This window comes from Rathayibacter sp. CAU 1779 (assembly GCF_054551755.1).
The window spans coordinates 194,676-218,229 of sequence record NZ_JBTOLK010000004.1 but is presented as its reverse complement, the minus strand read 5'-3'; the positions used below and the strand labels follow the sequence as shown (position 1 = coordinate 218,229).

Sequence of the window (23,554 nt, the reverse complement as noted above, 5' to 3'; positions counted from 1 at the left end):
GTGCTGGTCGTGCGCGGACGAAACGGCGATATAGGGCAGGCGTGGGGTGCCCGGGTGCTCGATTTGAGCATCCGCTAGCCGTCGCGTACGATTGACGGAGCCCAAGACCGCCGGTCTTCGTCGTGCGTGCATGACGAACGAAGGGTCTCGAGAGTGAAGCACTTCGGTGCGACGCCGATCGGGACGGCCCGCGCAGGTGACGAACGAGACGATGCAAGCCGTGTGCGAGCATCCGACACGCTCCGTGCCTGCGCATGGAGCGTTTTTTCATTTTCGCTTCGGTCTGGTCATGGGCGACGCGAGGCATCCGCCACGCGTCTCATACGTAAGAGGAGTGGCCATGGCGAACAAGGAAGCCACGGTTGCCGAGCTCGAAGAGAAGTTCAAGAGCTCGACTGCCGTTCTGCTGACCGAGTACCGCGGTCTGTCTGTTGCGCAGCTCAAGGAGCTTCGCAGGTCTATCAGTGCAGACGCGACCTACGCCGTGGTGAAGAACACGCTGACCAAGATCGCGGCGAACAACGCCGGCATCACGGCGTTCGACGGCGAGCTCGCCGGACCGTCCGCGATCGCCTTCGTGCACGGTGACCCCGTGAACGTCGCCAAGGGTCTTCGTGACTTCGCCAAGGCGAACCCTCTTCTCGTGGTCAAGGGAGGGTACTTCGACGGTGCCGCCCTTTCCGCCGAAGAGGTAGGCAAGCTCGCCGACCTCGAGTCCCGTGAGGTGCTGCTGGCCAAGCTGGCCGGTGCCTTCAAGGCCTCGCTGTTCGGAGCCGCATATCTGTTCAACGCACCGCTGTCGAAGGCCGTTCGCACGGTCGACGCGCTGCGTGAGAAGCAGGAGTCCGCAGCGTAGGCATCCGACCCCCGTTTCGGGGTTCAGGATGCTCGCCGCGGTGAGTAACGACAAGAAACCAAGGAGAAGAAAATGGCTGCAAAGCTGTCCACCGAGGAGCTGCTCGAGCAGTTCAAGGGTCTGACGCTCATCGAGCTGTCGGAGTTCGTCAAGGCGTTCGAGGAGACCTTCGAGGTCACCGCTGCTGCGCCCGTCGCCGTTGCCGCCCCGGCCGCCGGTGGCGCCGGTGCCGCTGCCGAAGAGGTTGAGGAGAAGGACTCCTTCGACGTCATCCTCGAGGCTGCCGGTGACAAGAAGATCCAGGTCATCAAGGTTGTGCGCGAGCTGACCTCCCTCGGCCTCGGCGAGGCGAAGGCCGTCGTCGACGGTGCTCCGAAGGCCGTGCTCGAGGGCGCGAACAAGGAGACCGCTGACAAGGCGAAGGCTTCCCTCGAAGAGGCCGGCGCGACCGTCACGCTCAAGTAGTTCCGGCCCCGGTAGGGGCTTCGTTCCGCTGGAGCTTCCGCTCCCGGAGCCGTTCCGCGTCACGTGGAACCATGTCGCAAGGGCGTCATCCCGTCAGGGGTGGCGCCCTTCGTCGTAGGGGGATGCCGTCTCTAGCGGCCCCGTGCCGTCGCGCGGCACTTCGGCGTCACTGTCGGTGTGTCGGGTCTCGGGTCACGGCGTGTCGACCGATTGTGCCGCGGGAACGCGCAGCCTGTCGGACGCGCCGCGGGAACGCGCAGCCTGTGGCACGCGGATGCCGGAGGCGGGCGGTGTGGGCCCGGCGTCGTGTGTGTGTGTGCCGTCGCGCGGCACTTCGGTGTCAGTCTCGGCGTGTCGGGCCTCGGGCGCGGCGTGTCGGCCGGAATGCCGCAGGAGCGAACGGTGGCGGGCGGCTGGGGAAGCGGATGAGCGGGCTGGGGGAGCCGGCTGGGGGAGCGGGCTGGGGGAGCGGGCTGGGGGAGCAGATGTGGGAGCGGGCTGGTTCACCGGGTTGCAGATATATAGCCTAGCTATATATAATCGTTTCATGCTTACCGAACCGATCTCTCTTCCCCTGCGGGACGAGACGGGATCCGAGGCCGAGCTGCGGTTCCTGATCAGTGACCTGGCGCAGCTCTCCGGCCGGATCACGCGTCTTGCCCACCGCCTGTCCGGGGGCCCGGAGGGCCCCGCAACCTGGCGCACGCTCGCTGCGCTGCAGACGTCGGGGCCGATGCGCCTCGGTGAACTCGCCACCGTGAGCCAGGTCGCCCAGCCGACCATGACCAAGATCGTCGCGGGCCTCGTCGAGCGCGAGTGGGTGAAGCGCATCGCGGATGCCGAAGACGCCAGGGCATGGCAGATCGCCATCTCAGCCAAGGGCATCATCCAGCTCGCCGAGTGGCGCAACACCATGGCCACCGCACTGCTCCCGCTCTTCGAGGACCTCGACGACGACGATCGCCGCACCATCCAGCGCGCGGTCGAGCTCGTGCAGCCCCGCATCACCAAGGCCTATGCCTCTCCGGAAACCCCGACGCGAAAGACGAACGACTGATCTCGATGACGCAGACAGACACCGCATCTGATACGAATTCCATCTCCCTCCCGAACCACGGTGCATCGCACCACGCGACGGCCGAGCACTCCGGTGGCAAGGGCATCCTCAAGCAGCCGCTCGCCGTCTGGGCCGTCGCCTTCGCCTGCGTCGTCTCGTTCATGGGCATCGGACTGGTGGACCCGATCCTTCCCGCGATCGCGAACAGCCTGAAGGCCACATCCGCGCAGACCGAACTCCTCTTCACGACCTACCTGCTCATCACGGGCGTGGCCATGTTCTTCACGAGCTGGCTGTCGACCCGCATCGGCACGAAGAAGACCCTGCTCATCGGCCTGGCCGTGATCGTCGTCTTCGCGGCGCTCGCCGGCGCCAGCGGATCCGTGTGGGAGATCATCGGATTCCGCGCAGGTTGGGGTCTCGGCAATGCCCTCTTCATCTCCACCGCGCTCGCCGCCATCGTCGGCGCCGCATCGGGCGGAGCGTCGCAGGCGATCATCCTGTACGAGGCCGCACTGGGGCTCGGGATGGCGCTCGGCCCGCTCCTCGGTGGCCTGCTCGGCAATGTGTCGTGGCGCGGTCCGTTCTTCGGGACGGCGACCCTGATGGCGATCGGATTCATCGCGATCGTGACCATGCTGCGCAGCAAGGGCGAGGCGAAGCCCACGCCGACGAAGCTCACGGCACCGTTCCGGGGACTGGCCAAGCCCGGACTCGGCGTGATGGCATCCGCTGCCCTGTTCTACAACATGGGTTTCTTCGTGCTGCTGGCCTACACGCCCTTCGCGCTCGCTGATCTGGGACTCGACGCGGCCATTCCGCTCGGCCTCATCTTCACCGGATGGGGCATCGCCCTGGCGATCTCCTCGGTCTGGATCGCCCCGGCTCTGACCAACAGGATGCGCCGCACGACCGTGCTGATCACGGTGATCCCGCTGCTCGCCATCGACCTGCTGATGGTCGCGCTGTTCGTGAAGTCGATCGTCGCGATCATCGTGTTCGTGATCCTCGGCGGCATCTTCCTCGGCATCCTGAACACCGTGCTCACGGAGTGCTCGATGGAGGCCACGAATCTGCCGCGTCCCGTCGCATCCTCCGCCTACTCCGGCGTGCGCTTCATCGGCGGCGCCATCGCCCCGCCGGTCGCCGCGGCGCTTGGCGGTGCATTCGGCGCGGCCGTGCCGTTCTTCTTCGGAGCCCTCGTTCTCGTGGTCGCCGCGCTCATCATCGTGTTCGGTCGCCGCGCGTTGCGCCGCGCAGACGGGATGATCGAAGACGCTCAGGAAGAGGCGGAAGCCATCGGACTGGGCGACGCGGCCTGATCTGCGAGCGTCGGTGACGGCGCCCGAGTGCCGCGGGAACGCGGCGTTCAGACGATCCGATCCCGCAAAAAGTCGACGACACGCCGTCGAGCAGCGAACGCGCTGTTCGGCGGCGTTTCGCGTACCTCGGTAGTGAGCACGGAGTGGGCGCGGGTCGAGTATCCATCCGGGTTGCCGGGCGAGGAGTCCAGCTCGATCACCTCGAACGCCTCGCCGAGGCGCTCGCGAAGGGTTGCGAATCGTGAAGCGGGCGCCGAGAAGTCCTGGCTGAAGCGCAGTCCGAGCACGCACAGACCGTCGTCGCGCGTTCGGGCGACGACGCGGTCGAGCTCCTCGGGACTGACGCCGGCATCCGCTCGCCGCTTCGCGCTGACCGGGAACGGGACGGCGGGCTCGGCGAGGACAGGGGCGAGCACGGCGTCGTCGACGGCCGTTGCGAGGGCGAAGCCGCCAGTGAAGCACATGCCGATGACTCCGACCCCGCGACCGGGTGTGCGAGCGGCAAGATCGACGGCGACCGCGCGGAGGTAGTCGGTGATCGGGCGATGCGCACCGCGCGCGAAGGCCCGCATCTCGGCCGAGACGCAGAGTCGGATGACGGTGCCGAGCGCATATCCCACGGTCGGCGGCCGTCCTGGCTTGCCGAACGGCGAGGGAACCACGACGGTGAAGCCTTCGTCAACGAGATGATCGGCAAGGCCGAGCACCTCAGGAGTGATGCCGGGAGCCTCCGGGATCAACACGACTCCAGGGCCGGATCCCTTCTCGAAGCAGTCGTACGTGCTGCCGCCGCCGGTGAACGGATGCCGGACCCACCCTTCCAACGTCGACGTCGGTGCCCCGACCCTCTCGTTCGCCGACGACGTCTCCGGCATACGTCCTCCTGCTGTCTGGCCGGCCGTCTGACGGTCGGAGTCCGCTCACTCTAGAACCGGAAGCGGGCCCGCGACAGTGCTCGATCGAAAGTCTCTGCACACGTTCCGCACGTGCGTGCTGTGTGCGGTGTCAGGCGGATGCCGGCGGCTGGATGGCTGCGATCGCGCTGATCTCGATGAGCGCGCCGGGTACGCCGAGTCCCGCCACGCGCGCGCCCGTGACGAGCGGGGGAGCGCCGTCGCGGGCGAGCTTCGGGGCGATGGCGCCGTACGCTGCGTTCAGGTCCGCGCCTTCATGGAACAGGATGAGCCACTGGATGACGTCGTCCAACGTCGCCCCTGCTGCGGCCAGCGCGACCTCGGCATTGGCGAGGGCTCTCGCTGCCTGATCGCCGATATCGGCCGAGACGAGGGCGCCGGTCTCGTCCACCCCGTTCTGGCCGCCCAGATAGACGGTGGTGGTCCCCGGCGGGACGATCGCGACGTGACTGAATGCAGGGCTCTTCACGAGCCCTTCCGGTTGCAGCAGCGTGGCAGACATGGACTCAGCGTGCCAGCTGCCACCGACAGCGGACGCTGCCGGGCGTGACCGTTGCTCACGGATGCGGCGGAGCCGTGCTGCCCCTGTCGAGGAAGCGCACCGGATGCCGCAGCGAGCGAACGCGCGCACGTCGCCCCGCCAGCTCTGCCAGCAGCATCCGGGCGGCGGCAGCGCCCTGCTCGAACGGATCCTGCTCGAACGTGGTCAGCCCGAACGCCTCGCCGAGCCGGTGTCCGTCGATGCCGAGCACGGACATGTCCTGCGGAACCCGCAGCCCGTGCGACCAGAGGGAGAGCATCGCGCCCATGGCCATCTCGTCGCTGCCGGCGAAGATGGCAGTCGGCCGCTCGCCGCCGGCATCCAGCAGCTCGTCGACTGCGCGCCTGCTCGTCTCGGCGTCGAAGCAGCCCAGCAGGAACCGGTCGGCGCGAACGGGGAGCCCTGCGGCATCCAGAGTCCGTTCCCAGCCGGAGCGTCTCGCGGCGGGCACGAAGTGGTTCAGCCCCGCCTCATCGTCGCCGCCGAGGTGCGCGATGTCGGTGTGTCCGAGGTCGATGAGGTGCTGGGTGGCGGCGGAAGCCACTCCGAGGTCGTCGATCCCGATGTGCCTGAGGCCTCGCACCGGACCGCCGATGACCACCGTCGGATGCCCAGTCGAGGCAAGCTGCCGCCGCTCCTCTGCACTGAAGTCGAGGCACAGCGCGACGAGGGCATCCGTGCGCTTGCGCAGGATCGAGCGGTGGAACACCCGCGAGCGATCCGTGCCGCGTCCGCCGAGGTTGAACAGGATGAGGTCGTAGCTGGCCGCGCGCAGCTCACTGTCGAGCCCCTCCAGGACCGCCGTGTAGAACCAGCGGCTCACCGACGGGACAACGGCACCCATCGCCAGCGTCCGGCCGGATGCCAGCCCCGACGCGCTCGACGACGCAACGTATCCGAGGTCGTCGGCCGCTCGCCGCACCGTCTCGCGCGTCGCGGCCGATACGTTCGGGAGCCCGCGGAGCGCCCGCGAGACGGTCGCCGTCGACACGCCGCTGGCGCGCGCGACGTCGTCGATGCCTGTCATGCGGATTACCGGCGCAGGGCATCCGTCTGCGCGTCGCGCGCGACCGGGGCCGGTCGTTCGGGAGCGGCCGTGGAATCGGGCCCGGCGAGCATCCGTGTCGTCATGCGCCGACGGCCGGCCAGAAGCAGGGCCAGCACGATGACGAAAGCGAGGAGCGTGAGCGCCCAGCCGAGCGCATCCGCTCCGGTCAGTTCACTGACGAGCGTCACCACGAAGAACACGACGGCGAAGAAGCCGACGGCACCGATGCCGATGTCGAGGCGCTCGCGGGGGTCGTGCCCTTGCCTGCCGCTGAAGAGGCGGATGCCGCTCATTGCCTACCCCTTCACCCCGCCGGCCGTGAGACCGGCGACGATGCGCCGCTGGAAGATGAGCACCAGGATGACCAGTGGAACCGTCACCACGACGCCGGCCGCCATGATGGCCGTATAGGGCACCTGGTGCGGCTGGCTGCCGGTGAAGCCGGCGATCGCCACCGTGACCGTCTGCGTGGCATCGGTGGTGAGCTGGCTCGCGATGAGGTACTCGTTCCAGCTCAGGATGAAGGCCAGGATCGCCGTGGTGAACACCGCGGGCGCGGCCAGCGGCAGGATCACCTTGCGGAACGCCTGCGCCGGTGTGCATCCGTCGATGCGGGCTGCCTCTTCGAGGTCCCACGGCATCTCGCGGAAGAACGAGACGAGCGTGTACACGGTCAGCGGCAACGCGAAGGCGATGTCCGGGATGATCAGCGCCTGGTAGGTGCCGATCCAGCCCCATCCGGTGAACAGCTGGAACAGCGGCGTCAGGAGCGCGACGCCGGGGAACATCGAGGCGGCGAGGATGATGCCGGTGACGACTCCCTTGAACCTGAAGTCGACCCTGGCCAGCGCGTAGGCGGCGAAGATGCCGAACAGCAGGCAGATGACGGTTGTCGCGGCGCCGATGATGAAGCTGTTCAGCAGCGCACGTCCGAGGTGGTTGCCGAGGTTCGTCGAGAGCGCCGTCACGTAGTTGTCGAAGGTGACGTGGGTGAAGAACGGCGTGTTGTCGAACGTGTAGCCGACGTCGCGGAACGAGGTGACGATCATCCAGTAGAACGGTGCGACGCACCAGACGACGATGATGATCGCGCTGATGCCGGTGCGGATGCTCTGATTGCGTCGCCGACGCCTGCCCACCTTGTTGACGGAGGCGCTTTCGTGATGACTCGTCGTGCGCTCTGTCACGGTCGAGGCGGGCCCTGCGATGGCGCTCATAGCGTGCCCCTCTGCTGCGACTCCTGCGTGCGCACGACGTTGGCTCCGAGGAACCGCACGAAGATGAACGCGACCAGGAAGATGATGATGAACGTGATCGTGGACAGCGCCGACGCGCTGTTCGGGCCCTGTCTGATCTGGTCGACGACCAGGATGGACAGTGTCGTGGTGGCGTTGCCGCTGCCGCCGCCGCCGTTGGTGAGGATGGCCGGCAGGTCGTAGATGCGCAGCGCATCCAGCGTTCGGAACAGCACGGCCACCATCAACGCGGGTTTCACCAGCGGCATGGTGATGCGCCAGAACCTCTGCAGGGTGGTTGCGCCGTCCACCTTCGCCGCCTCGTTCAGCTCGTCGGGGATGAGCTGCAGACCGGCGAGGATGAGGAGTGCCATGAACGGCGTGGTCTTCCAGGTGTCCGCGATGATGACGGCCCACCGTGACGACCACTCGCCGCTGACCCACAGGATGTTCGTGCCGAAGATGCTGTTGATGATGCCGTTCGAGGCGAACATGAAGTACCACAGCTTCGCGGTCACCGCGGTGGGGATGGCCCACGGGATGAGGATGGCCGCGCGGACGATCCCGCGCCCGTGGAATCCGCGGTTCATGATGATCGCCATCCAGAAGCCGAACAGCGTCTCCAGCACGAGGGTGACGGCGGTGAACAGGAAGGTGACGCCGACGGCGTTCCAGAACTGTGCGCCGAGGCTGCCCGGCGGGCAGGAGACGGTGCCGGTGCCGGAGGTGCACTGCTGCAGGAGCCAGTGCGTGTAGTTCTGGAAGCCGGCGAAACCGCCTTGCACGAACATCCCGGTCGCCGGGTCGAGGCCGGCGTCCTTCTGGAACGACATCACGACGGCGCTGACGATCGGGTATCCGATCACGACGGCGAGCACGACCATGGTCGGCACGATGAGGTAGATCGCGACGCGGGTCTGACGATGTTCGTTCTTCGTCTGGCCCGCCCGCGGGGCGGGAGCTCTTCGGGATGTGGGGGTCGCCGTCTCCGTTGACATGATGGCCTCCTTCTGTGTCGAACTCCGGCGCCGGTTCGACGATCGGCGTCGGAACCGGCCGGAGGAAGAGAGGTGTCGGCCGACGCCGGAGGCTGTCCGGCGTCGGCCGATCGCGAGCGTCAGCTGCCTGAGCTCGCCGCCTTGATGGCATCGGACATGTCACTCAACGCCTGGTCGACGGTCTTGTCGCCCTTGAGCGCTGCGTACGCATTGTCCTGGATGGCCTTCGTGACCGCGGGGTAGAAGGGCGTCACGGGGCGCGGAACCGCGCTCTCGATCGACTTCTTCAGCGTCGGCAGGAATCCGAACTTCTTCACCAGGTCGGGATCGGTGTACAGCGAACCGATCACCGGTGCCAGCGAACCCTGCGTCATGAAGAACTTCTGGGTCTCCTTGCTCTGCAGGAACTCGATGAAGTCGTGTGCCGTCTGCTTGTGCTTCGAGAACACGCTGATGGCCGCGTTGTGACCGCCGAGGCTGGATGCTCCCGGCTGGCCGTCACCGTCGCCAGGCAGTGGCGCGACGCCGACCTTGTCCTTGACCACGCTGGATCCGTCGGTCTTGGCCAGGTTGTACACGTACGACCAGTTGCGCAGGAACATCAGCTTGCCGGCCTCGAACGCCTGCCTGCCCTGCTCCTCCTGGTACGTGATCGCGTCGGCCGGGATGTTGCCGTCCTTGAACGCGTCGACCAGCCTTTGCAGGCCCTTCTTCGAGTCGGCCGAATTGACTGTCGGCGTCTTGCCGTCCTTCGCCACGATCGTGCCGCCCGCGGTGTTGATGGCCTCTGCCGTGTTCACGGTCAGGCCCTCGTACTGCGCGAACTGGCCCGCGTAGCATCCGATGCCGGCCTGCTTGGCGATGGTGCAGTCCTTCATCATGTCGTCCCACGATGTCGGCGGCGTCTTCACCAGGTCGGTGCGGTAGTAGAGCAGGCCGCCGTCGCTGGTCTGCGGCGCCGCGTACTGGGTTCCGTTGTAGTTACCGGTTGCGACGGTCGGCTTCAGCAGGTCGGAGTTCTTCACGGCGAGCGATCCGGTGAGCGGCTGCAGCCATCCCTTGGCGGCGAACTCGGCCGTCCAGATCACGTCGACATCGACCACGTCGTAGCCGGAGTCTTTCGCCTGGAAGTGCTGAACCAGGTCGTCGTGCTGTTGGTCGGCGTTGTCCGACTGCTCCTTGAAGGTCACCTTCTCGTCGGGGTGAGCCTTGTTCCACTTGGCGATCAGGGGACGCACGACATTGCTGTTGTCCTTGCCCTGCACGTACGTGATGGGGCCCTTGCCGTCGAGGTTCTGGGACTGCGGGCTGGAATTGCCGCCGCCACCGGAACAACCGGCAAGGACCAGGCCGAGCACCGCGATCCCGGCGATGCCGGAAAGTCGCAGTGGCGTGATGCGCGCTCTTCTCATGTGCACTCCTCTTCGAGCGTGATGCTTCGTGTGCTGTGCGTGCGTCGCGGCGAGCGTTCGTGAGCCGTCGCGGCGGTACTGGGATGTTTCACCGCCACCGCATACCGGGCGGAGAAGACACCCATCAGAAGGCACGATAAGCACGATCGGGTGCGAAATGTAAGCGTTTGCGTCAAACGCTTACAGGGTGTATTCGCGCGCCCGTCGTTGGAACGGTCGACGCGCGCCGTGAGATCTGTCCGGTTTGTCGCCCGGGCGGCAGCGCTCTCCGGACCTACTCGCCGACGATGCGAAGACCGCGCGCACCGAACGCGCGCCGGTCGGAACGGATCGACACGAGGAGTCGCTCGAGGTTGGCCTTGCTGTGACGGGCGATGGCGGATGCCGCGGCATCCGCATCCCGCGCCCTGATCGCCTCGACGATGGCGGCGTGCTCGGCCCACGCAGCCGACCTGCCCTCCTCGGTGCGCATCTCGAGCCAGCGGGCGCGCGCCATCCTTGTCACGGCGTCGGACACGGCCTGCACGATGAACGGATTGCCGCTGAGTGCGGCGAGCCCCTCGTGGAAGTCCGATCCGCGTCGCATGCCGTTGTGCTCGTCATCCGGGTCCTCGCCGCGCGCCGTGACATCCTCGGCGAACGCGACGAAGTCATCGTCCGATGCCCGTGCGCACGCCAGCCGTGCCGCCGCGGACTCGACGGCCTCGCGGTATTCGGCCAGCGCCGACACCTCGTCGAGGTCGATCGGCGTCGCGTGCCAGTTGCGGCCGTCCCTGGCGACGAGGCCCTCGGCCTGCAGCCGCATGAGGGCCGCACGGACGGGAGTTCGCGATGCGCCGAACTCGCCCTCGAGGCCGCGCTCGCTGAGCCGTGCGCCGGGCACGATGTCCAGCGACAGGATGGCCTGGCGTACCTGCTCGTACACCTGCTCGGTCTGGGATGCGGTGGGCATGGGGGATTCGTTCTGCTTTCGTGGGCCGACAGTGGACGTGGAGATGGATCCGTCCGAACAAGTATGAGCGTCGCCGGGTGCGCGGCGGGCATCTCTGCCCCGCCCGGTCCGCCGGATGGGCTGCCCGAAATGTTCCTGCTGTCCGCTGGTCTTCGTTCGCGCCGTTCACCGGCGGTCGCTGCGGCGGTCTGAGAGGGAGTCGTGTTGCACTCCGTAGTGGTATACCAATATGGTATCCCGTACACGAGCATGAGCCACGGCCGATCCGGCCCCGAACGGCAAGGAGAAGGCCTCATGGCGACGAGGCGACCAGCACACCCCGCATCGACGCCCCGAACGGGGTCCGTCCGGCCGTGGCTCATGCTCGCGACGGCGGTGCTGGCGCAGGCCGCCGGCACCGTGTTCCAATCCGCTCCCGCGTTCCTCATCCCGCTGCTGCACACCGAGCGCGGGATCCCGCTGGCGCAGGCGGGCCTGCTGGCATCCGCACCGACTCTCGGACTGGTCTTCACGCTGGTGGCGTGGGGAGCGTTGACGGATCGCGTCGGCGAACGCTGGGTCATCGCAGGCGGCATGGCTCTGACAGCGCTCGCAGCAGTGGGCGCGATGACGGCGTCGGGATACGTGGGACTGGGCGGATTCCTGCTGCTCGGCGGTGCGGCATCCGCCAGCACGAATGCGGCGAGCGGACGCGTCGTCGTCGGCTGGTTCCGCAAGGAACAGCGCGGGCTGGCGATGGGCATCAGGCAGATGTGCCAGCCCCTGGGCGTCGCGGTCGCGGCCATCGCGGTTCCGCCGCTGGCGGCATCCGGCGGAGTGTCAGCGGCGATGGCGCTGCCGCTCGTGCTGACCGCAGCGTTGGCCGTGCTGAGCGCCGTGGTCATCATCGACCCGCCGCGTCCGGCGCGAAAGGGAGCGGACGCTGCTGCAGTCGTCACGAACCCGTACCGGTCCACAGGGGCGCTGGTGCGCATCCATGCGGCATCCGCTCTGCTGGTCGTTCCGCAGTTCACGGTGTCGATCTTCGGGCTCATCTGGCTCACCTCGGATCGGGGGATGTCGGCGACGGCGGCCGGGATCGTGGTCGGCGTCTCGCAGTTCGTGGGCGCCCTGGGACGAGTCGCCGTCGGCGTGTGGTCGGATCGCGTCGGCAGCAGGCTTCGCCCCCTGCGGCAGGTGGCGTGGGCGGCGGCCGGCGTGATGATCCTGCTCGGGCTGAGCGAGCTGGCGCCGGCGTGGACCGCCGCAGCCGCCCTGATCGTCGCGGCGACCGTCACCGTCGCGGACAACGGACTGGCCTACACAGCCGTCGCCGAGATCGCCGGACCGTTCTGGTCGGGACGGGCACTCGGCGCGCAGAACACGGGCCAGTTCCTGGCTGCCTCGATCGTGGGGCCGGCTGTGGGCGGACTGATCACGCTGGTCGGATATCCGCTGGCGTTCGCTCTGGTCGCGGTGGCGCCCGTGGCGGCGATACCGCTGGTGCCGCGCGAGGCGAAGGACGCCGAGGACGAGCCGGAACAGGCACAGGTCGCCTCGGCTCGCTGAGCACGACGGCTCGGACCTCGCGTCCGTCGGGCGATGAGGAGCTGCCCGAGCGGAACATCCCCACGAGTCGGTAGCCCGCCGAGTTGACATCCGCCGAGTCGGTACCCCAACCGAGCGTGCAGAGAACGCGCTTCGTTTGCAAGACCGAGCGCGTTCTCTGCACACTCGGTCAGTGCTCCGCGTGGGGCCCCGACGCGTGGCGCTGGCCGGTCGGTCGGTCTCAGCTCACTCGCTGCGCCACCCAGATCGCGTTCGCGGCCACGGAACCCACGGTGATCGGGTCTCCGTCGTCGATCGAGACGACCAGGTCGCCGGCAAACGGGCGCGTCTCGAGCACGGAGGCGCCGGCATCCAGACGGATGCCGAGTTCGGCGAGATACCGCAGTACAGCCGGATCCGCGTCCGAGATGCGCACGACAGTGAGGCTCTCGCCGGCTGCCGCGTCGGTGAGCCGCACGGCGTGCGGCTTTCGCGGGTCGCCGTCGGCCGTCGGGATCGGATCCCCGTGTGGATCGCGCACCGGATGTCCGAGCGCCGCGTCGATCCGGTCGATGAGCGTGTCGGAGACCGCGTGCTCCAGCACTTCCGCCTCGTCGTGCACCTCGTCCCAGGGATACCCGAGCGTCTCGACGAGGAACGTCTCGATGAGCCGATGGCGTCGCACCATCGCCAGCGCGTGCGCACGCCCGGTGTCGGTGAGTTCGACCGCGCCGTACGGCTCGTGCACGACGAGCCCTTGCTCCGTGAGGCGACGGATGCCGTCCGAAACGGTCGCGGCCCTCACCCCGAACCGCGCGGCGAGCGCCGTCACCGTGACGGGCGTCGACTCCCATTCGTTCGCCGTCCAGATCACCTTGAGGTAGTCCTGGGCGGCGTTCGTGAGGGAGGACACCGACATGCGGATCAGTTTATGGGCGCGCTGCGCTGGAGCTTGGGGCGGAGGCCATTGCTGGCCTCCCGCCGCGACGCTCCTCTCGTCCCTCTCATGTGCGTTCCTGCGGATATCCGCGCCGACACGCCGCGTCGGAGGGCCGACACGCCGGGGCCGGTCGCGGAATGCCGCGCGAGCGTACCGTCGGGTGTGCGCAACGTACGGGTGCGGAGATCCGCTCCGCGTGCCGTAGGGTGGAGGCCGTGTTCCTGAACTGTTGTTGTCGCTGAGGCCGCGCCGGCCTGAGGACGTGCGCGCGGCATCCGACCGACGACCGACCCCAGCGAAGACAACACAGAGACAGCAGGACGACCATGAAGTTCGCGGCATCCATCACCGACCTCATCGGCAACACGCCCCTCGTTCGCCTGAACCATGTCACCGACGGCATCGCCGCCACGGTGCTGGTGAAGGTGGAGTACCTGAACCCGGGCGGATCCAGCAAGGACCGCATCGCGGAGCGGATCGTCGACGCCGCGGAGCGCGACGGCCTGCTGAAGCCGGGCGGCACGATCGTGGAACCCACCAGTGGCAACACCGGCGTCGGACTGGCGCTCGTCGCCCAGCAGCGCGGATACCGCTGCATCTTCGTGCTGCCCGACAAGGTGGGCGAGGACAAACGCAACGTGCTCACCGCGTACGGCGCTGAGATCCACGTGACGCCGACCGCTGTCGCTCCCGACGACCCCGACTCGTACTACAGCGTCTCCGATCGGCTGGTGCGCGAGATACCGGGCGCCTACAAGCCGAACCAGTACGCGAATCCGAACGGCCCGCTCAGCCACTACGAGACCACCGGCCCCGAGATCTGGCGCGACACCGACGGCAAGGTCACACACTTCGTGGCCGGCGTCGGCACGGGCGGAACGATCACCGGAACCGGACGCTTCCTCAAGGAGGTGTCAGACGGACGGGTGCGGATCGTGGGGGCCGACCCCGAGGGTTCCGTCTACTCAGGTGGCACCGGGCGCCCGTACCTGGTCGAGGGCGTCGGCGAGGACTTCTGGCCCGCTGCGTACGACCCGAACGTGCCCGACGAGATCATCGCCGTGTCGGATGCCGATTCTTTCGCCATGACCCGCCGACTGGCTCGCGAGGAGGGCCTCCTCGTCGGTGGCTCGAGCGGCATGGCCGTCGTCGCGGCGCTTCATGCGGCGCGTGATCTCGGACCGGATGACGTGGTCGTCGTACTCCTTCCGGATGGCGGCCGCGGCTACCTCGGCAAGATCTTCAACGACGCGTGGATGCGCTCGTACGGCTTCAGCGACGTCTCCGGTGAGGCGACGGTGCGCGACGTGATCGCCACGAAATCGGGGGATCTCCCGGATCTGGTGCACGCGCATCCGTCCGACACGGTGCACGACGCCATCGCGATCATGAACGAGTTCGGCGTGAGCCAGCTGCCGATCCTCAGCGCAGAACCGCCCGTCGTGATCGGGGAGGTCGTCGGCTCGCTCGACGAGCGCACGCTGCTCGATCAGGTGTTCGCAGGGACCGCGAAGATGGCCGACAGCGTCGGATCCGTCGTGGCGTCCCCGCTGCCGCTCATCGGCGTGAACGAGACGGTGTTCGCCGCTCGCTCCGCCCTCGGCGACTCGGACGCCCTGTTGGTGACGGATGGCGGCAAACCGCTCTCCGTGATCACGCGCGCCGACCTGCTCGCCTTCCTCAGCCGCTGAGGCGAACGGACGATGTCACATCCGTTCGCCGTTCACAATTCAGGAACGACAGGCACGGTCGGCAGCTCGACGTCACCCGTGGTGCGGATCCCCGCGGCAGGCCGGCGATGTCGTTCCCGTTGTTCCTGAATTGTGAACGCGGCAGCCACCCAAGACGACGAAACGAGACCCCATGACAGACAACCACGACACCCCAGCAGGATTCGCCACCCGGGCCATCCACGCGGGCCAGGAGTTCGACCCCACGACCGGTGCGGTCGTCCCACCGATCTACCAGTCGTCCACGTTCGTGCAGGACGGCGTCGGCGGACTCCGCGGCGGCTACGAATACGGGAGAAGCGGCAACCCGACCCGCTCGTCGCTCGAGACGGTTCTGGCCGCGCTCGAGGGCGGCGACCGCGGGCTCGCCTTCGCGTCCGGTCTTGCGGCGGAGGATGCCCTGCTGCGTTCCGCGCTGCGGCCGGGCGATCACGTCGTGCTCGGCAACGACGTCTACGGCGGCACACACCGCCTGATCAATAGGATCCACGGCGAGTGGGGAATCCGGCACACCGCCGTCGACCTCACCGACCTCGATGCCGTGCGCGAGTCACTCGGCATCGACGGCACGAAGATGCTGTGGATCGAGACTCCGAGCAACCCGCTGATGAAGATCAGCGACATCGCGGCGCTCGCCGAGCTCGGCCACGCCGTCGGTGCCGTCGTCGTCGTGGACAACACGTTCGCGTCGCCTGCGTTGCAGCAGCCGTTGTCGCTCGGCGCCGACGTCGTCGTGCACTCCACGACGAAGTACCTGGGCGGCCACTCCGACGTGATCGGCGGGGCCGTCGTGCTGCGCGAGGCCACTGCCGAGCTGCACGACCTGGGGGAGAAGGTCGCTTTCCAGCAGTTCGCGGCGGGCGCCATCGCCGCGCCCATGGAGGCGTGGCTCACCGTTCGCGGCATCAAGACGCTCGACGTGCGGGTGCAGCGCCACTCCGAGAACGCGCAGGCGATCGCGGAGCGGATGGCAGAGCATCCGGCGATCGAGACCGTCTACTACCCCGGTCTGCCGTCGCACCCGGGTCACGAGCTCGCGGCCCGGCAGATGTCGCGGTTCGGCGGCATGCTGTCTGTCGCGTTGCGAGCCGGAGCGGATGCCGCGCGCGCCTTCGTCGAGTCCACCCGCGTCTTCCAGCTGGCCGAGTCGCTCGGCGGCGTCGAATCCCTCATCGGATACCCGAGCGAGATGACCCACGCCTCCGTGCGCGGGACCGCGCTCGAGGTGCCGGCGAACATCGTGCGCCTGTCAGTCGGCATCGAGGACGTCGACGACCTTCTGGACGACGTCGAGCAGGCGCTCGATCGGGTCGGCTGAGGTTCGGAACGCAGCGCCGTGTGCGCACTGTTGCGCCACTCTCGCCGGCGCAACAGTGCGCACATGGCGCGATTGCTGCGCGTGACGGGTCCTCGGCACGTTCGTGCCGCGGGCGTCTGCCGCTGAGAGAATCAGCCATGCCCGAATATCGCGCTCACTTCGACGCCACCGTCGAGTTCGTCAACGGCGGCTCGCTGTCCGCCGAAGGCTTCAGGCTCGATCTGCCCGGAGCCGATCCGCATACCACGGACCTCGGCGCGGATGCCGTCGGCCGCCTCTTCGTGCAGCATCTCGGTCTGGCCCTCGTGGGCCGCGTCGAGCTGCGCGACCTCGTCATCGTGGAGGAGCAGCATCGGGGGAGCCGCGGCATGTCCGAGACGGAGACGGCGGATGCCACGCAGTCCGCGAACCACGCACGTCGCGTTGTCGATCTGAGCCATCGCATCCGCGAGGGGCTCATCACCTACCCCGGGCTGCCGGCACCGACGATCACGCCGCACCTCACCCGGGAGGACTCACGCAGCGTCTACGCCCCCGGCACCGAGTTCGCCATGGACGTGATCACCATGATCGGCAACACCGGCACGTATCTCGACAGCCCGTTCCACCGCTACGCAGACGGGGGAGACCTCGCCTCGCTCGACCTCGCGACGCTCGTCGACCTTCGCGCCGAGGTGGTGCACCTCGAGGATGCACGCGAGCGCGGCGTGCCGGCCTCCGTGTTCTTCGACCGCGACGTGCGCGGCGCCGCCGTGCTGGTGCACACCGGCTGGGACCGCCACTTCGGCACGCCGGAGTATGCGAAGGGCGCACCGTTCCTGACGACGGATGCCGTTGCCTACCTCGTCGAGCAGGGTGCGGCTCTCGTCGGCATCGACTCCCTCAACATCGACGACACGGAATCAGGTGGAGAACGGCCGGCGCACTCCGGATTGCTCGCCGCCGGGATCCATGTCGTGGAGCACCTGACGAACCTCGGTGCTCTGCCGGCGCGCGGGGCGCTGTTCACCGCTGCGCCGCCTGCGGTCGAAGGATTCGGGACGTTCCCGGTGCGCGCGTACGCCGTCGTCTGACCGCTGTCAGCACGGATAGCTGACACCAGCGGACGCGCCCTGGCCCGCAACGCGAGCCGAAAGGGGAAACGTGCACCTGGCATCCGCTTCGTCCGCGGACCCGCCCGCGTAACGTGGGCGCGGGAAGCGAACGGCAAGCACGAGCGGGAAGCGGGCACGGACAACACATGGACACCAGAGAACTTTTGTCGGACGCCGTCGGACGTATCGGAGAGGGCGTACACCGCCTCCTCGCCGACACGGATCACGCCGCCCTGACGTTCCGGCCCGACGGCGAAGCGAACTCGATCGCGTGGCTCGTCTGGCACCTCGCCCGCGTCCAGGATGCGCAGATCGCCGACGCGTATTCGCTCGAGCAGGTGTGGACGTCCGAAGGCTGGGCCGACCGGTTCGGTCTGCCGTTCTCTCGTCGAGCGACGGGCTACGGTCAGTCCTCGACCGAAGTGGCCGCCGTCGATGTCTCGACCGAGCTGCTGACGGGCTATTACGACGCGACCGAGCGGGTCACGCTCGCGCAGATCGCGGCGACGAGCGACGCCGACCTGGAGCGCATCGTCGACAACCGCTGGAACCCGCCCGTCACGCTCGGCGTGAGGCTCGTCAGCATCATCGACGACGACGTGAAGCACCTCGGGCAGGCGGAGTACGTGAAGGGTCTTGCGCGGCGGGTGCGCGGCTGACGCCTGACGCCCCGGACCGGGCCGCAGCTCGTGCGAGTTCGCCGGCCGATGTCAGCGCTCGGTCGTCCACCGCAGCCGCGGCACCGACACCAGGCCCGACCGCAGGCCCTCACCCGCGGCATCCAGATCCTGCATCACGAACCGCATGCCGTAGAGCTCACGCGACCGCGCGACCAGGTCGTCGACGCTCGCCCGCACGTCGGGATCCGTCAGCGCGGCTGCTGTGCTGTTCGACACGGTGACGCGGAGGATGTTCCGGCCGGGCACGAGCGCATCCGTCACGTCCACCGCGTACGGCGGAGCGAAGACGGTCCCGCAGGCCGTGCCGTTGAGCTCCACCTGCGCCACGTCGCAGACCGGCGGCTTCACGCGCGTGTGATACGACGCGCCGGGGAGCGCACGTCCGTCACCGGGCGCCTCGGGCACGGCATCGCCGAGGTGGAGATCCACCCCGGACGGCACTCCGTCGGGCCACAGGCTGTCCGCGTCGAACTCGAGTTCGTACGTCGCCGAGCCTGCGTAGCCAGGACGCTCCGCCCGCCAGTCGTGGGGAAGCTCGACCGGGCTTGCGTCGGCGCGGTCGTGGTAGCTCACGCGCCATCCCGTCGAGAGGGTCGATTCAGCACTGGGCGACGCCGTATCGTGCGCGGGGTCGTGCGCGGCCTCGCGAGCATCTCTCAGGACATCCTCATGGCTGTGACGCGGGCCCTCGTCGCGGATGCCGTCGGTCGCGATCACCACGGCCTGGTACGCCTCGAGACGCACGTGCGGCGGGGCACTCGGCACGCCGGCATCCGTCACGCGCCCGTCTTCCGCACGCCACAGTTGCCATCCGTCCCTCAGCTCGCGCGGATGGGCGACGAACGACACGGATTCCGGGCCGGTGTTCACGAGCAGGTACGCGTGTCCGTCCCCGATCTCCCTGTGCACGAAACCGACCTGCGGCGTGGGCGGATCGAGCACGAGATCTGGAGAGCGACCGAGGCGGAGCACGGTGGTGAGCTCGTCCGGCGAAACGACATCCGCAGTGTCGGATCCCCGCCCGGTGGCTGCCTGATGGGGACGTGCCTCGGAGCGAGGCGCCCCGACGGAGACGACGAGTGCGCCGGCCCTCTCCGCGGCACGGAGCGCGCGGCGCGTGCGCTCGGGGATCGCCTCGGCGAACGGCAGCACGATGGCGGTGTTCTCGTCGATCGACGCAGCGCCGGTGGACGCGCTGCCGCTCGACAGGACGTCGAGCGCGTCGTCGTCGACGAGGTCGAAGTCGAGCCCGGCGTCGCGGATCGCGGCAGGGATCTCGTCGCCGATGTGCGCGCGGAGCGTGCGCCACAGGTCGAGGTTGCCGCCCTTCTCCGGGCCCAGGCGCGGATACACGTCGGATGTCGGCAGGTACAGCAGAACGTCGCGCACCGGTGACCCCTGACGGAGCAACGCGCTCAATCGGGCGAGGTACTCGGTGAGCCGCGGCATCGCGGGCCACCACGCGTTGCGATCGTCGAGGGCGCCGGAGGCATAGAAGAACCAGCCGAGGCCTGGCGCATCCGGAGCGCTGTACGGCCAGCCGTGCCCGATCAGCTGATTGATGCCGAGCAGGAAGTGCTCGTGCGCCTCACCCTTGAGGTCGAGAGGCGTCCCGCGGAACGACGGCGAATGCACCCACGTCCACGTCTCGGACGAGACCACAGATCGACCGAGATGATGGGCGGCGGATGACGCCCATCGGGTCTGCGGAATGCCGCGCCATCCCCAGCCTTCGCCCTCGACCAGGTCGGCATGGCCGTAGCTTCCCAGCCGTGCGGGCGGGGTTCCGTAGCTCTGCACACGGAACGGAACGCCACGCTGCTTCGCCCATCCGCGCACCACGTCGAGGAAGTTCTCCTCGTACAGTTCGCCGAGCGTCGTGTAGTACTCGGCGCGGAACTCGGCGGAACCGGGGGCATCGAAGCGCAGTCGCCACAGGTCCGGGATCAGGTCGCGGCCGCGCCGCGCGACGAACTCGGCTGGCAGTCGCGGCGTCCAGTTCGCGTGGTAGACCTCCAGGCTGTCGCAGAACACGGATCCCAGCAGGTCGGCGGGCACGGCATCCAGGAGCGGATCCGCCACGGCGGCCAGGTGCGCGGCCGTGGCCTCCGCGCTGTAGTGGTCGAGCACGGGACCCTCCGCACCGGATGCCGCACGCTTCACCTGCTGCCCGGTCGGAGACGACCAGGCGATCGCGAGCTGTCGCGGTCCCCGTCCGGATCCGATATGCACCCGCCCGTCGAGCACCGGAACCTGCTCGAAGGTCACAGGACGGTCGTGCACCGTGCCCTCGGCGATGAACACGGCGACCAGGAGGTCGTCGGGATGCGCGGATTCCGCCGAGAGGTCGAGCGCGTCGATCCCGATGTCCCGCACGTCCCAGCGCAGTGTGCGAGCCGCGGTGTCGGATCCGATGTGCCCACCGCCGTACGACCAGCCGCTGCCGAGCGTGAGGTCGAAGCGCAGACCGAGCTCCCGCGCGGTACGTGCCGCGAAGGCGACATCATCCAGGAATCCGGGGGAGAGGAACGGATGCTCCGCGCGCGACAGCGGGTACACGAACGCCACCTCGACCCCGCCGATGCCCGCATCCCGCATGGCGCGCAGCTCGCGCGCCAGCTCGCCGCGGTCGACATCCGGACCGAACCACCACCACCGCATCATCGGACGGCTGTCCGCAGGCGGAGTGCGGAAGGACTCGATCACGGAACGGGCGGAAGGCTCGCCCGCGTGTGCGGATGGCTGAGGGGTCATGCGATGGGTCCTCCGGATGACGGCGGGCTGCGGTGTCGACTGTGGTGCTATCGAGGGTCGTGGACGGTGGCCGGCTGGTCTATCGGCGCCGCATCAGTGAGCGCCGTGTCCCTCTGCGTCGCGTCGATCGACGCCAGAGCGCTTCGGCGCCGGATGCCCGCGCCACGACCTCAGGAAATCGACGATGGCATGCACCATCGCCGGGGTCAGCTCGTGGCCCGCGTCGAAGAAGCGCCCGCGGTAGCCGGGCAGGTTCCGCAGCGCCTCGTGCGCCGCACGCATGCCGGCGGGCGGAAAGAGGGGATCGCGCTCGCCGTAGAGCACGAAGAGCTCGCGCGGGCGTCCGATCCTGGCGATGTCCGGCCAGTCCGCGACCTGCGGCAGGCCGGGGCTGTGCAGCAGCCAGGAGTGCGTCTCGATGTAGTCGGGCATCAGCGATCCGAATGTCGCCATCATGCCGGCGATCACCGTCGCACCCACTCGTGGATCCAGCGCGCCGACGAGCTGGGCGCGTCCTCCGCCGCCGGAGAAGCCGACGGTCGCGAGTCGCGCGGAATCCACGCCGTCGAGGCCGGCGAGCACGTCGAGCGCGACGAGGTCGTCGGCGACGACCATGCCCGCGAACGTCTGTCCGAGCACGCCTGCAGCCTTCGCGATCAGCTCCTCATGGGCGCTGGAGACCGCGTCGAACTCCTCGTCCGGAGTCGGAACGTGATCCTCTGCAGCCCAGAGTGCGAGGAGGGCGTCACGGGTGCGCGCGAGCTTCGGCGGCAGCCGCGTGAGATCGAAGCGCCTGCTGGCCCACGAGAACGTGTCGTGCGCGAGCACGATCGCGTCCGCCCGCGCCAGCCGGTTCGCCAGCGCTTCCGGCCTGTCACCGATGAGGTCGACGAGCTGCGCGGCACCCGTTGAGCGTCGCCCGCCGTGCGGATGCAGCGCGAGGATGCCGGGCAGCGGCCCCCGCGCCCCTTTCGGTCGCAGCTCCCATGCCTGGGTCGCCGGTCCGTACGGCATCCGCCAGCGGAGCGGGGTGATGCTCAGACCGGACACCTCGACGGATGCGCCCCGGTGGACCCCGGCGACGGCCGGCGTTTCGCGCAGCCCGAGCACGTCAGCGAGCTCCTGGGAACGCGGATCCGCCGCGGCGAAGGGCGCCGCGGCGGATGCGTGGATCGGCCACTCCTCGTAGCCGGGAATGGCGGACATCGAGGGGACGGACCCGAGGCTGCGGTGCGGCGATGCCTGGCCGCCTGAGTCCGCGGGTCCGTCCGCTGAGGTCACGACGCGGCGTCGATCAGGCTCTGCAGTTCCGACCGGAACGCGGTTGCCGCATCGGCGGGCGTGGCGCGTCCGAAGATGACGTCCTGCGTGTGCCGCTGCGCGACGGATGCCGCGGTGCTGGTGCCCTTCGGCGGCACCGGCGGCACCCACTTGATCTCGGACTTGATGTTCTCGAGGTAGGTCACGGCGAGCTGATCGGTGTCAGACAGCAGTGGCTTGACGACGGCGAGCACCTTTTCGTTGGCGGGGATGCCGCGCTCTGCGAGCTGCAGCTTGCCGGCCTCCGTGCTGTTCAGGAAGTAGTTGATCACGCCGCCGGCCTGCGCCGGGTACTTCGTCTGCGATCCGATCGACCAGAACATCGACGGCTTGAAGTACAGGCCGTTCTTCGCCGCTGATCCTGCGATGCTCGGCGGACGCAGCAGTACGAGGTCGCCGCCGTTGGACTGCTGGTAGGCCGTGACCTGGTTGCTCCACATCCAGCCCATCGCAACCTTGCTCGTGCCGAACAGGGTCTGGTTCAGCGAAGCGGCGACGTCGTTCGTGAACTGGTCGGGCGTGGGGCCGTCGCCTGCGTCGAACAGCTTCTTGATCAGCGTGAACCAGCTGGCCACGTTGGCGGCCGTGAAGCCGAGCTTGCCCTTGTCGGTGTAGAGCTGCTGGCCGTGCTGGTGCAGCCAGAGCTGCAGATCCTGGTCGCCGCTGTTCCAGTTGCTTCCGGTGAAGTCGCCGCCGGAGCCCTTCTTGAGCTTGTCGCAGATGTCGAGGAAGTCGTCCCAGGTCCAGGTCTTGTCGTCGGGGACCTTGACGCCCGCCTTCTCGAAGAGGGTCTTGTTGGCGGCGACACCATAGGCGTTGTTGCCGGTGGGGATGCCGTACAGCTTGCCGTCGAGCGTTCCGGCCGGCAGCGAGGCCTTGAGCGGCGCCGTGTCGATGCTCGAGACGGTCGACATGTCGAGCAGGGCGCCGCGTCCGCCGTACTCGGCGATGTACGCCTGGTCCATCTGGATGACGTCGGGCTCGGTCTGACCCGCGACCTGCGTGGAGAGCTTGGTCCAGTACGTCGCCCACTCACCAGGGGCCGGGTTGATGGTGATCTTCGAGTGGGCGCTCGTGTAGTTCGTGAGGAGCTTGTTCGTGTACTCCGTGCGGACGGGGTTGGACCACCACTCGAAGTTGAGCGTGGCCTTCTTGAACGCGTCGCCGGCCTTGGCCGTCGAGGATGCTCCGGCTCCCGCCGGAGTCGCGGACGTACCGCATCCGGCGAGCAGGAGCGTGGTACCGATCCCGGTCAGTGCGAGGGCACCGAACTGGCGTCGGGAAATCTGCTGCTGTGACATGTGGCCTCCTTGCCATGCTGTGGTCACGCGGGGAAACGCTTTCCAGCATCGTTTCGCTCATTATCCAGACCCCGTTCGGGCGGAGTCAAG

The 23,554-nt window shown here is 68.3% G+C and carries 21 protein-coding genes; 9 read left to right on the top strand and 12 right to left on the bottom strand.

Annotated elements, in window-relative coordinates:
• Positions 1–340: 340 nt before the first annotated feature.
• The 4 genes from rplJ (at position 341) to ACX9R5_RS17170 (ending at position 3,700) form a co-directional block, all read left to right on the top strand.
• Positions 341–856, top strand: coding sequence for a 50S ribosomal protein L10 (gene rplJ, locus ACX9R5_RS17185; RefSeq protein ID WP_459410278.1), 516 nt, complete (start codon positions 341–343; stop codon positions 854–856).
• A gap of 72 nt (positions 857–928) precedes the next feature.
• Positions 929–1,321 carry a 50S ribosomal protein L7/L12 gene (rplL, locus tag ACX9R5_RS17180; RefSeq protein ID WP_459410277.1) on the top strand — a complete coding sequence of 131 codons (393 nt, stop codon included), beginning with the start codon at positions 929–931 and terminating at the stop codon, positions 1,319–1,321.
• A gap of 547 nt (positions 1,322–1,868) precedes the next feature.
• Positions 1,869–2,378 carry a MarR family winged helix-turn-helix transcriptional regulator gene (locus ACX9R5_RS17175; RefSeq protein WP_459410276.1) on the top strand — a complete coding sequence of 170 codons (510 nt, stop codon included), beginning with the start codon at positions 1,869–1,871 and terminating at the stop codon, positions 2,376–2,378.
• Between the two features lie 5 nt (positions 2,379–2,383).
• Positions 2,384–3,700 carry an MFS transporter gene (locus ACX9R5_RS17170; protein WP_459410275.1) on the top strand — a complete coding sequence of 439 codons (1,317 nt, stop codon included), beginning with the start codon at positions 2,384–2,386 and terminating at the stop codon, positions 3,698–3,700.
• A gap of 47 nt (positions 3,701–3,747) precedes the next feature.
• Here the strand turns inward: ACX9R5_RS17170 and ACX9R5_RS17165 are convergent, their stop codons facing one another.
• The 8 genes from ACX9R5_RS17165 to ACX9R5_RS17130 all read right to left on the bottom strand — a co-directional run bounded on the left by ACX9R5_RS17165 (position 3,748) and on the right by ACX9R5_RS17130 (position 10,800).
• Complete coding sequence (locus ACX9R5_RS17165; RefSeq protein ID WP_459410274.1) at positions 3,748–4,575, bottom strand: dienelactone hydrolase family protein; 828 nt, start codon at positions 4,573–4,575, stop codon at positions 3,748–3,750.
• A 130-nt stretch (positions 4,576–4,705) separates the two neighbouring features.
• Entirely contained in the window at positions 4,706–5,116 is a 411-nt protein-coding gene (locus ACX9R5_RS17160) for a RidA family protein (protein WP_459410273.1), read from the bottom strand.
• 55 nt (positions 5,117–5,171) lie between these two features.
• Positions 5,172–6,182 (bottom strand): LacI family DNA-binding transcriptional regulator, encoded by a 1,011-nt coding sequence (locus ACX9R5_RS17155; RefSeq protein WP_459410272.1) that lies wholly within the window; start codon positions 6,180–6,182, stop codon positions 5,172–5,174.
• Positions 6,183–6,187: 5 nt separating this feature from the next.
• Complete coding sequence (locus ACX9R5_RS17150) at positions 6,188–6,496, bottom strand: hypothetical protein (protein ID WP_459410271.1); 309 nt, start codon at positions 6,494–6,496, stop codon at positions 6,188–6,190.
• Between the two features lie 3 nt (positions 6,497–6,499).
• Positions 6,500–7,420, bottom strand: a complete 921-nt coding sequence (locus ACX9R5_RS17145) for a carbohydrate ABC transporter permease (RefSeq protein ID WP_459410270.1) — start codon at positions 7,418–7,420, stop codon at positions 6,500–6,502.
• Complete coding sequence (locus ACX9R5_RS17140) at positions 7,417–8,436, bottom strand: carbohydrate ABC transporter permease (RefSeq protein ID WP_459410269.1); 1,020 nt, start codon at positions 8,434–8,436, stop codon at positions 7,417–7,419. The genes ACX9R5_RS17145 and ACX9R5_RS17140 overlap by 4 nt, the downstream gene beginning before the upstream one ends.
• Positions 8,437–8,555: 119 nt before the next feature.
• Positions 8,556–9,848: an ABC transporter substrate-binding protein gene (locus tag ACX9R5_RS17135; RefSeq protein ID WP_459410268.1), complete on the bottom strand. Its 1,293-nt coding sequence runs from the start codon at positions 9,846–9,848 to the stop codon at positions 8,556–8,558.
• 274 nt (positions 9,849–10,122) lie between these two features.
• Entirely contained in the window at positions 10,123–10,800 is a 678-nt protein-coding gene (locus ACX9R5_RS17130; protein ID WP_459410267.1) for a GntR family transcriptional regulator, read from the bottom strand.
• A 294-nt stretch (positions 10,801–11,094) separates the two neighbouring features.
• On the opposite strand from ACX9R5_RS17130, the gene ACX9R5_RS17125 reads away from it, so the two are divergent.
• A complete protein-coding gene (locus ACX9R5_RS17125) occupies positions 11,095–12,348 on the top strand; it encodes an MFS transporter (protein WP_459410266.1) in 1,254 nt (417 codons plus the stop codon).
• A gap of 220 nt (positions 12,349–12,568) precedes the next feature.
• Here ACX9R5_RS17125 and ACX9R5_RS17120 read toward each other — a convergent pair whose 3' ends face one another.
• A complete protein-coding gene (locus tag ACX9R5_RS17120) occupies positions 12,569–13,246 on the bottom strand; it encodes a metal-dependent transcriptional regulator (RefSeq protein ID WP_459410265.1) in 678 nt (225 codons plus the stop codon).
• A gap of 347 nt (positions 13,247–13,593) precedes the next feature.
• Here ACX9R5_RS17120 and ACX9R5_RS17115 point away from each other — a divergent pair, with 347 nt between their 5' ends.
• The 4 genes from ACX9R5_RS17115 to ACX9R5_RS17100 all read left to right on the top strand — a co-directional run bounded on the left by ACX9R5_RS17115 (position 13,594) and on the right by ACX9R5_RS17100 (position 18,068).
• Positions 13,594–14,958, top strand: a complete 1,365-nt coding sequence (locus ACX9R5_RS17115; RefSeq protein ID WP_459410264.1) for a cystathionine beta-synthase — start codon at positions 13,594–13,596, stop codon at positions 14,956–14,958.
• Positions 14,959–15,130: 172 nt separating this feature from the next.
• On the top strand, positions 15,131–16,315 hold the full coding sequence (locus ACX9R5_RS17110) for a cystathionine gamma-synthase (RefSeq protein ID WP_459410263.1): 1,185 nt from the start codon (positions 15,131–15,133) through the stop codon (positions 16,313–16,315).
• 137 nt (positions 16,316–16,452) lie between these two features.
• A complete protein-coding gene (locus ACX9R5_RS17105) occupies positions 16,453–17,388 on the top strand; it encodes a cyclase family protein (RefSeq protein WP_459410262.1) in 936 nt (311 codons plus the stop codon).
• A 167-nt stretch (positions 17,389–17,555) separates the two neighbouring features.
• Positions 17,556–18,068 carry a mycothiol transferase gene (locus tag ACX9R5_RS17100; protein ID WP_459410261.1) on the top strand — a complete coding sequence of 171 codons (513 nt, stop codon included), beginning with the start codon at positions 17,556–17,558 and terminating at the stop codon, positions 18,066–18,068.
• 51 nt (positions 18,069–18,119) lie between these two features.
• On the opposite strand, the gene ACX9R5_RS17095 is transcribed toward ACX9R5_RS17100, so the two are convergent.
• From ACX9R5_RS17095 to ACX9R5_RS17085, 3 genes are all read right to left on the bottom strand, one after another.
• Positions 18,120–20,843, bottom strand: a complete 2,724-nt coding sequence (locus ACX9R5_RS17095) for a glycosyl hydrolase (RefSeq protein ID WP_459410260.1) — start codon at positions 20,841–20,843, stop codon at positions 18,120–18,122.
• Positions 20,844–20,936: 93 nt separating this feature from the next.
• Positions 20,937–22,124, bottom strand: a complete 1,188-nt coding sequence (locus tag ACX9R5_RS17090; protein ID WP_459410259.1) for a dienelactone hydrolase family protein — start codon at positions 22,122–22,124, stop codon at positions 20,937–20,939.
• Positions 22,121–23,464, bottom strand: a complete 1,344-nt coding sequence (locus tag ACX9R5_RS17085) for an ABC transporter substrate-binding protein (RefSeq protein ID WP_459410258.1) — start codon at positions 23,462–23,464, stop codon at positions 22,121–22,123. The genes ACX9R5_RS17090 and ACX9R5_RS17085 overlap by 4 nt, the downstream gene beginning before the upstream one ends.
• Between the last annotated feature and the right edge of the window lie 90 nt (positions 23,465–23,554).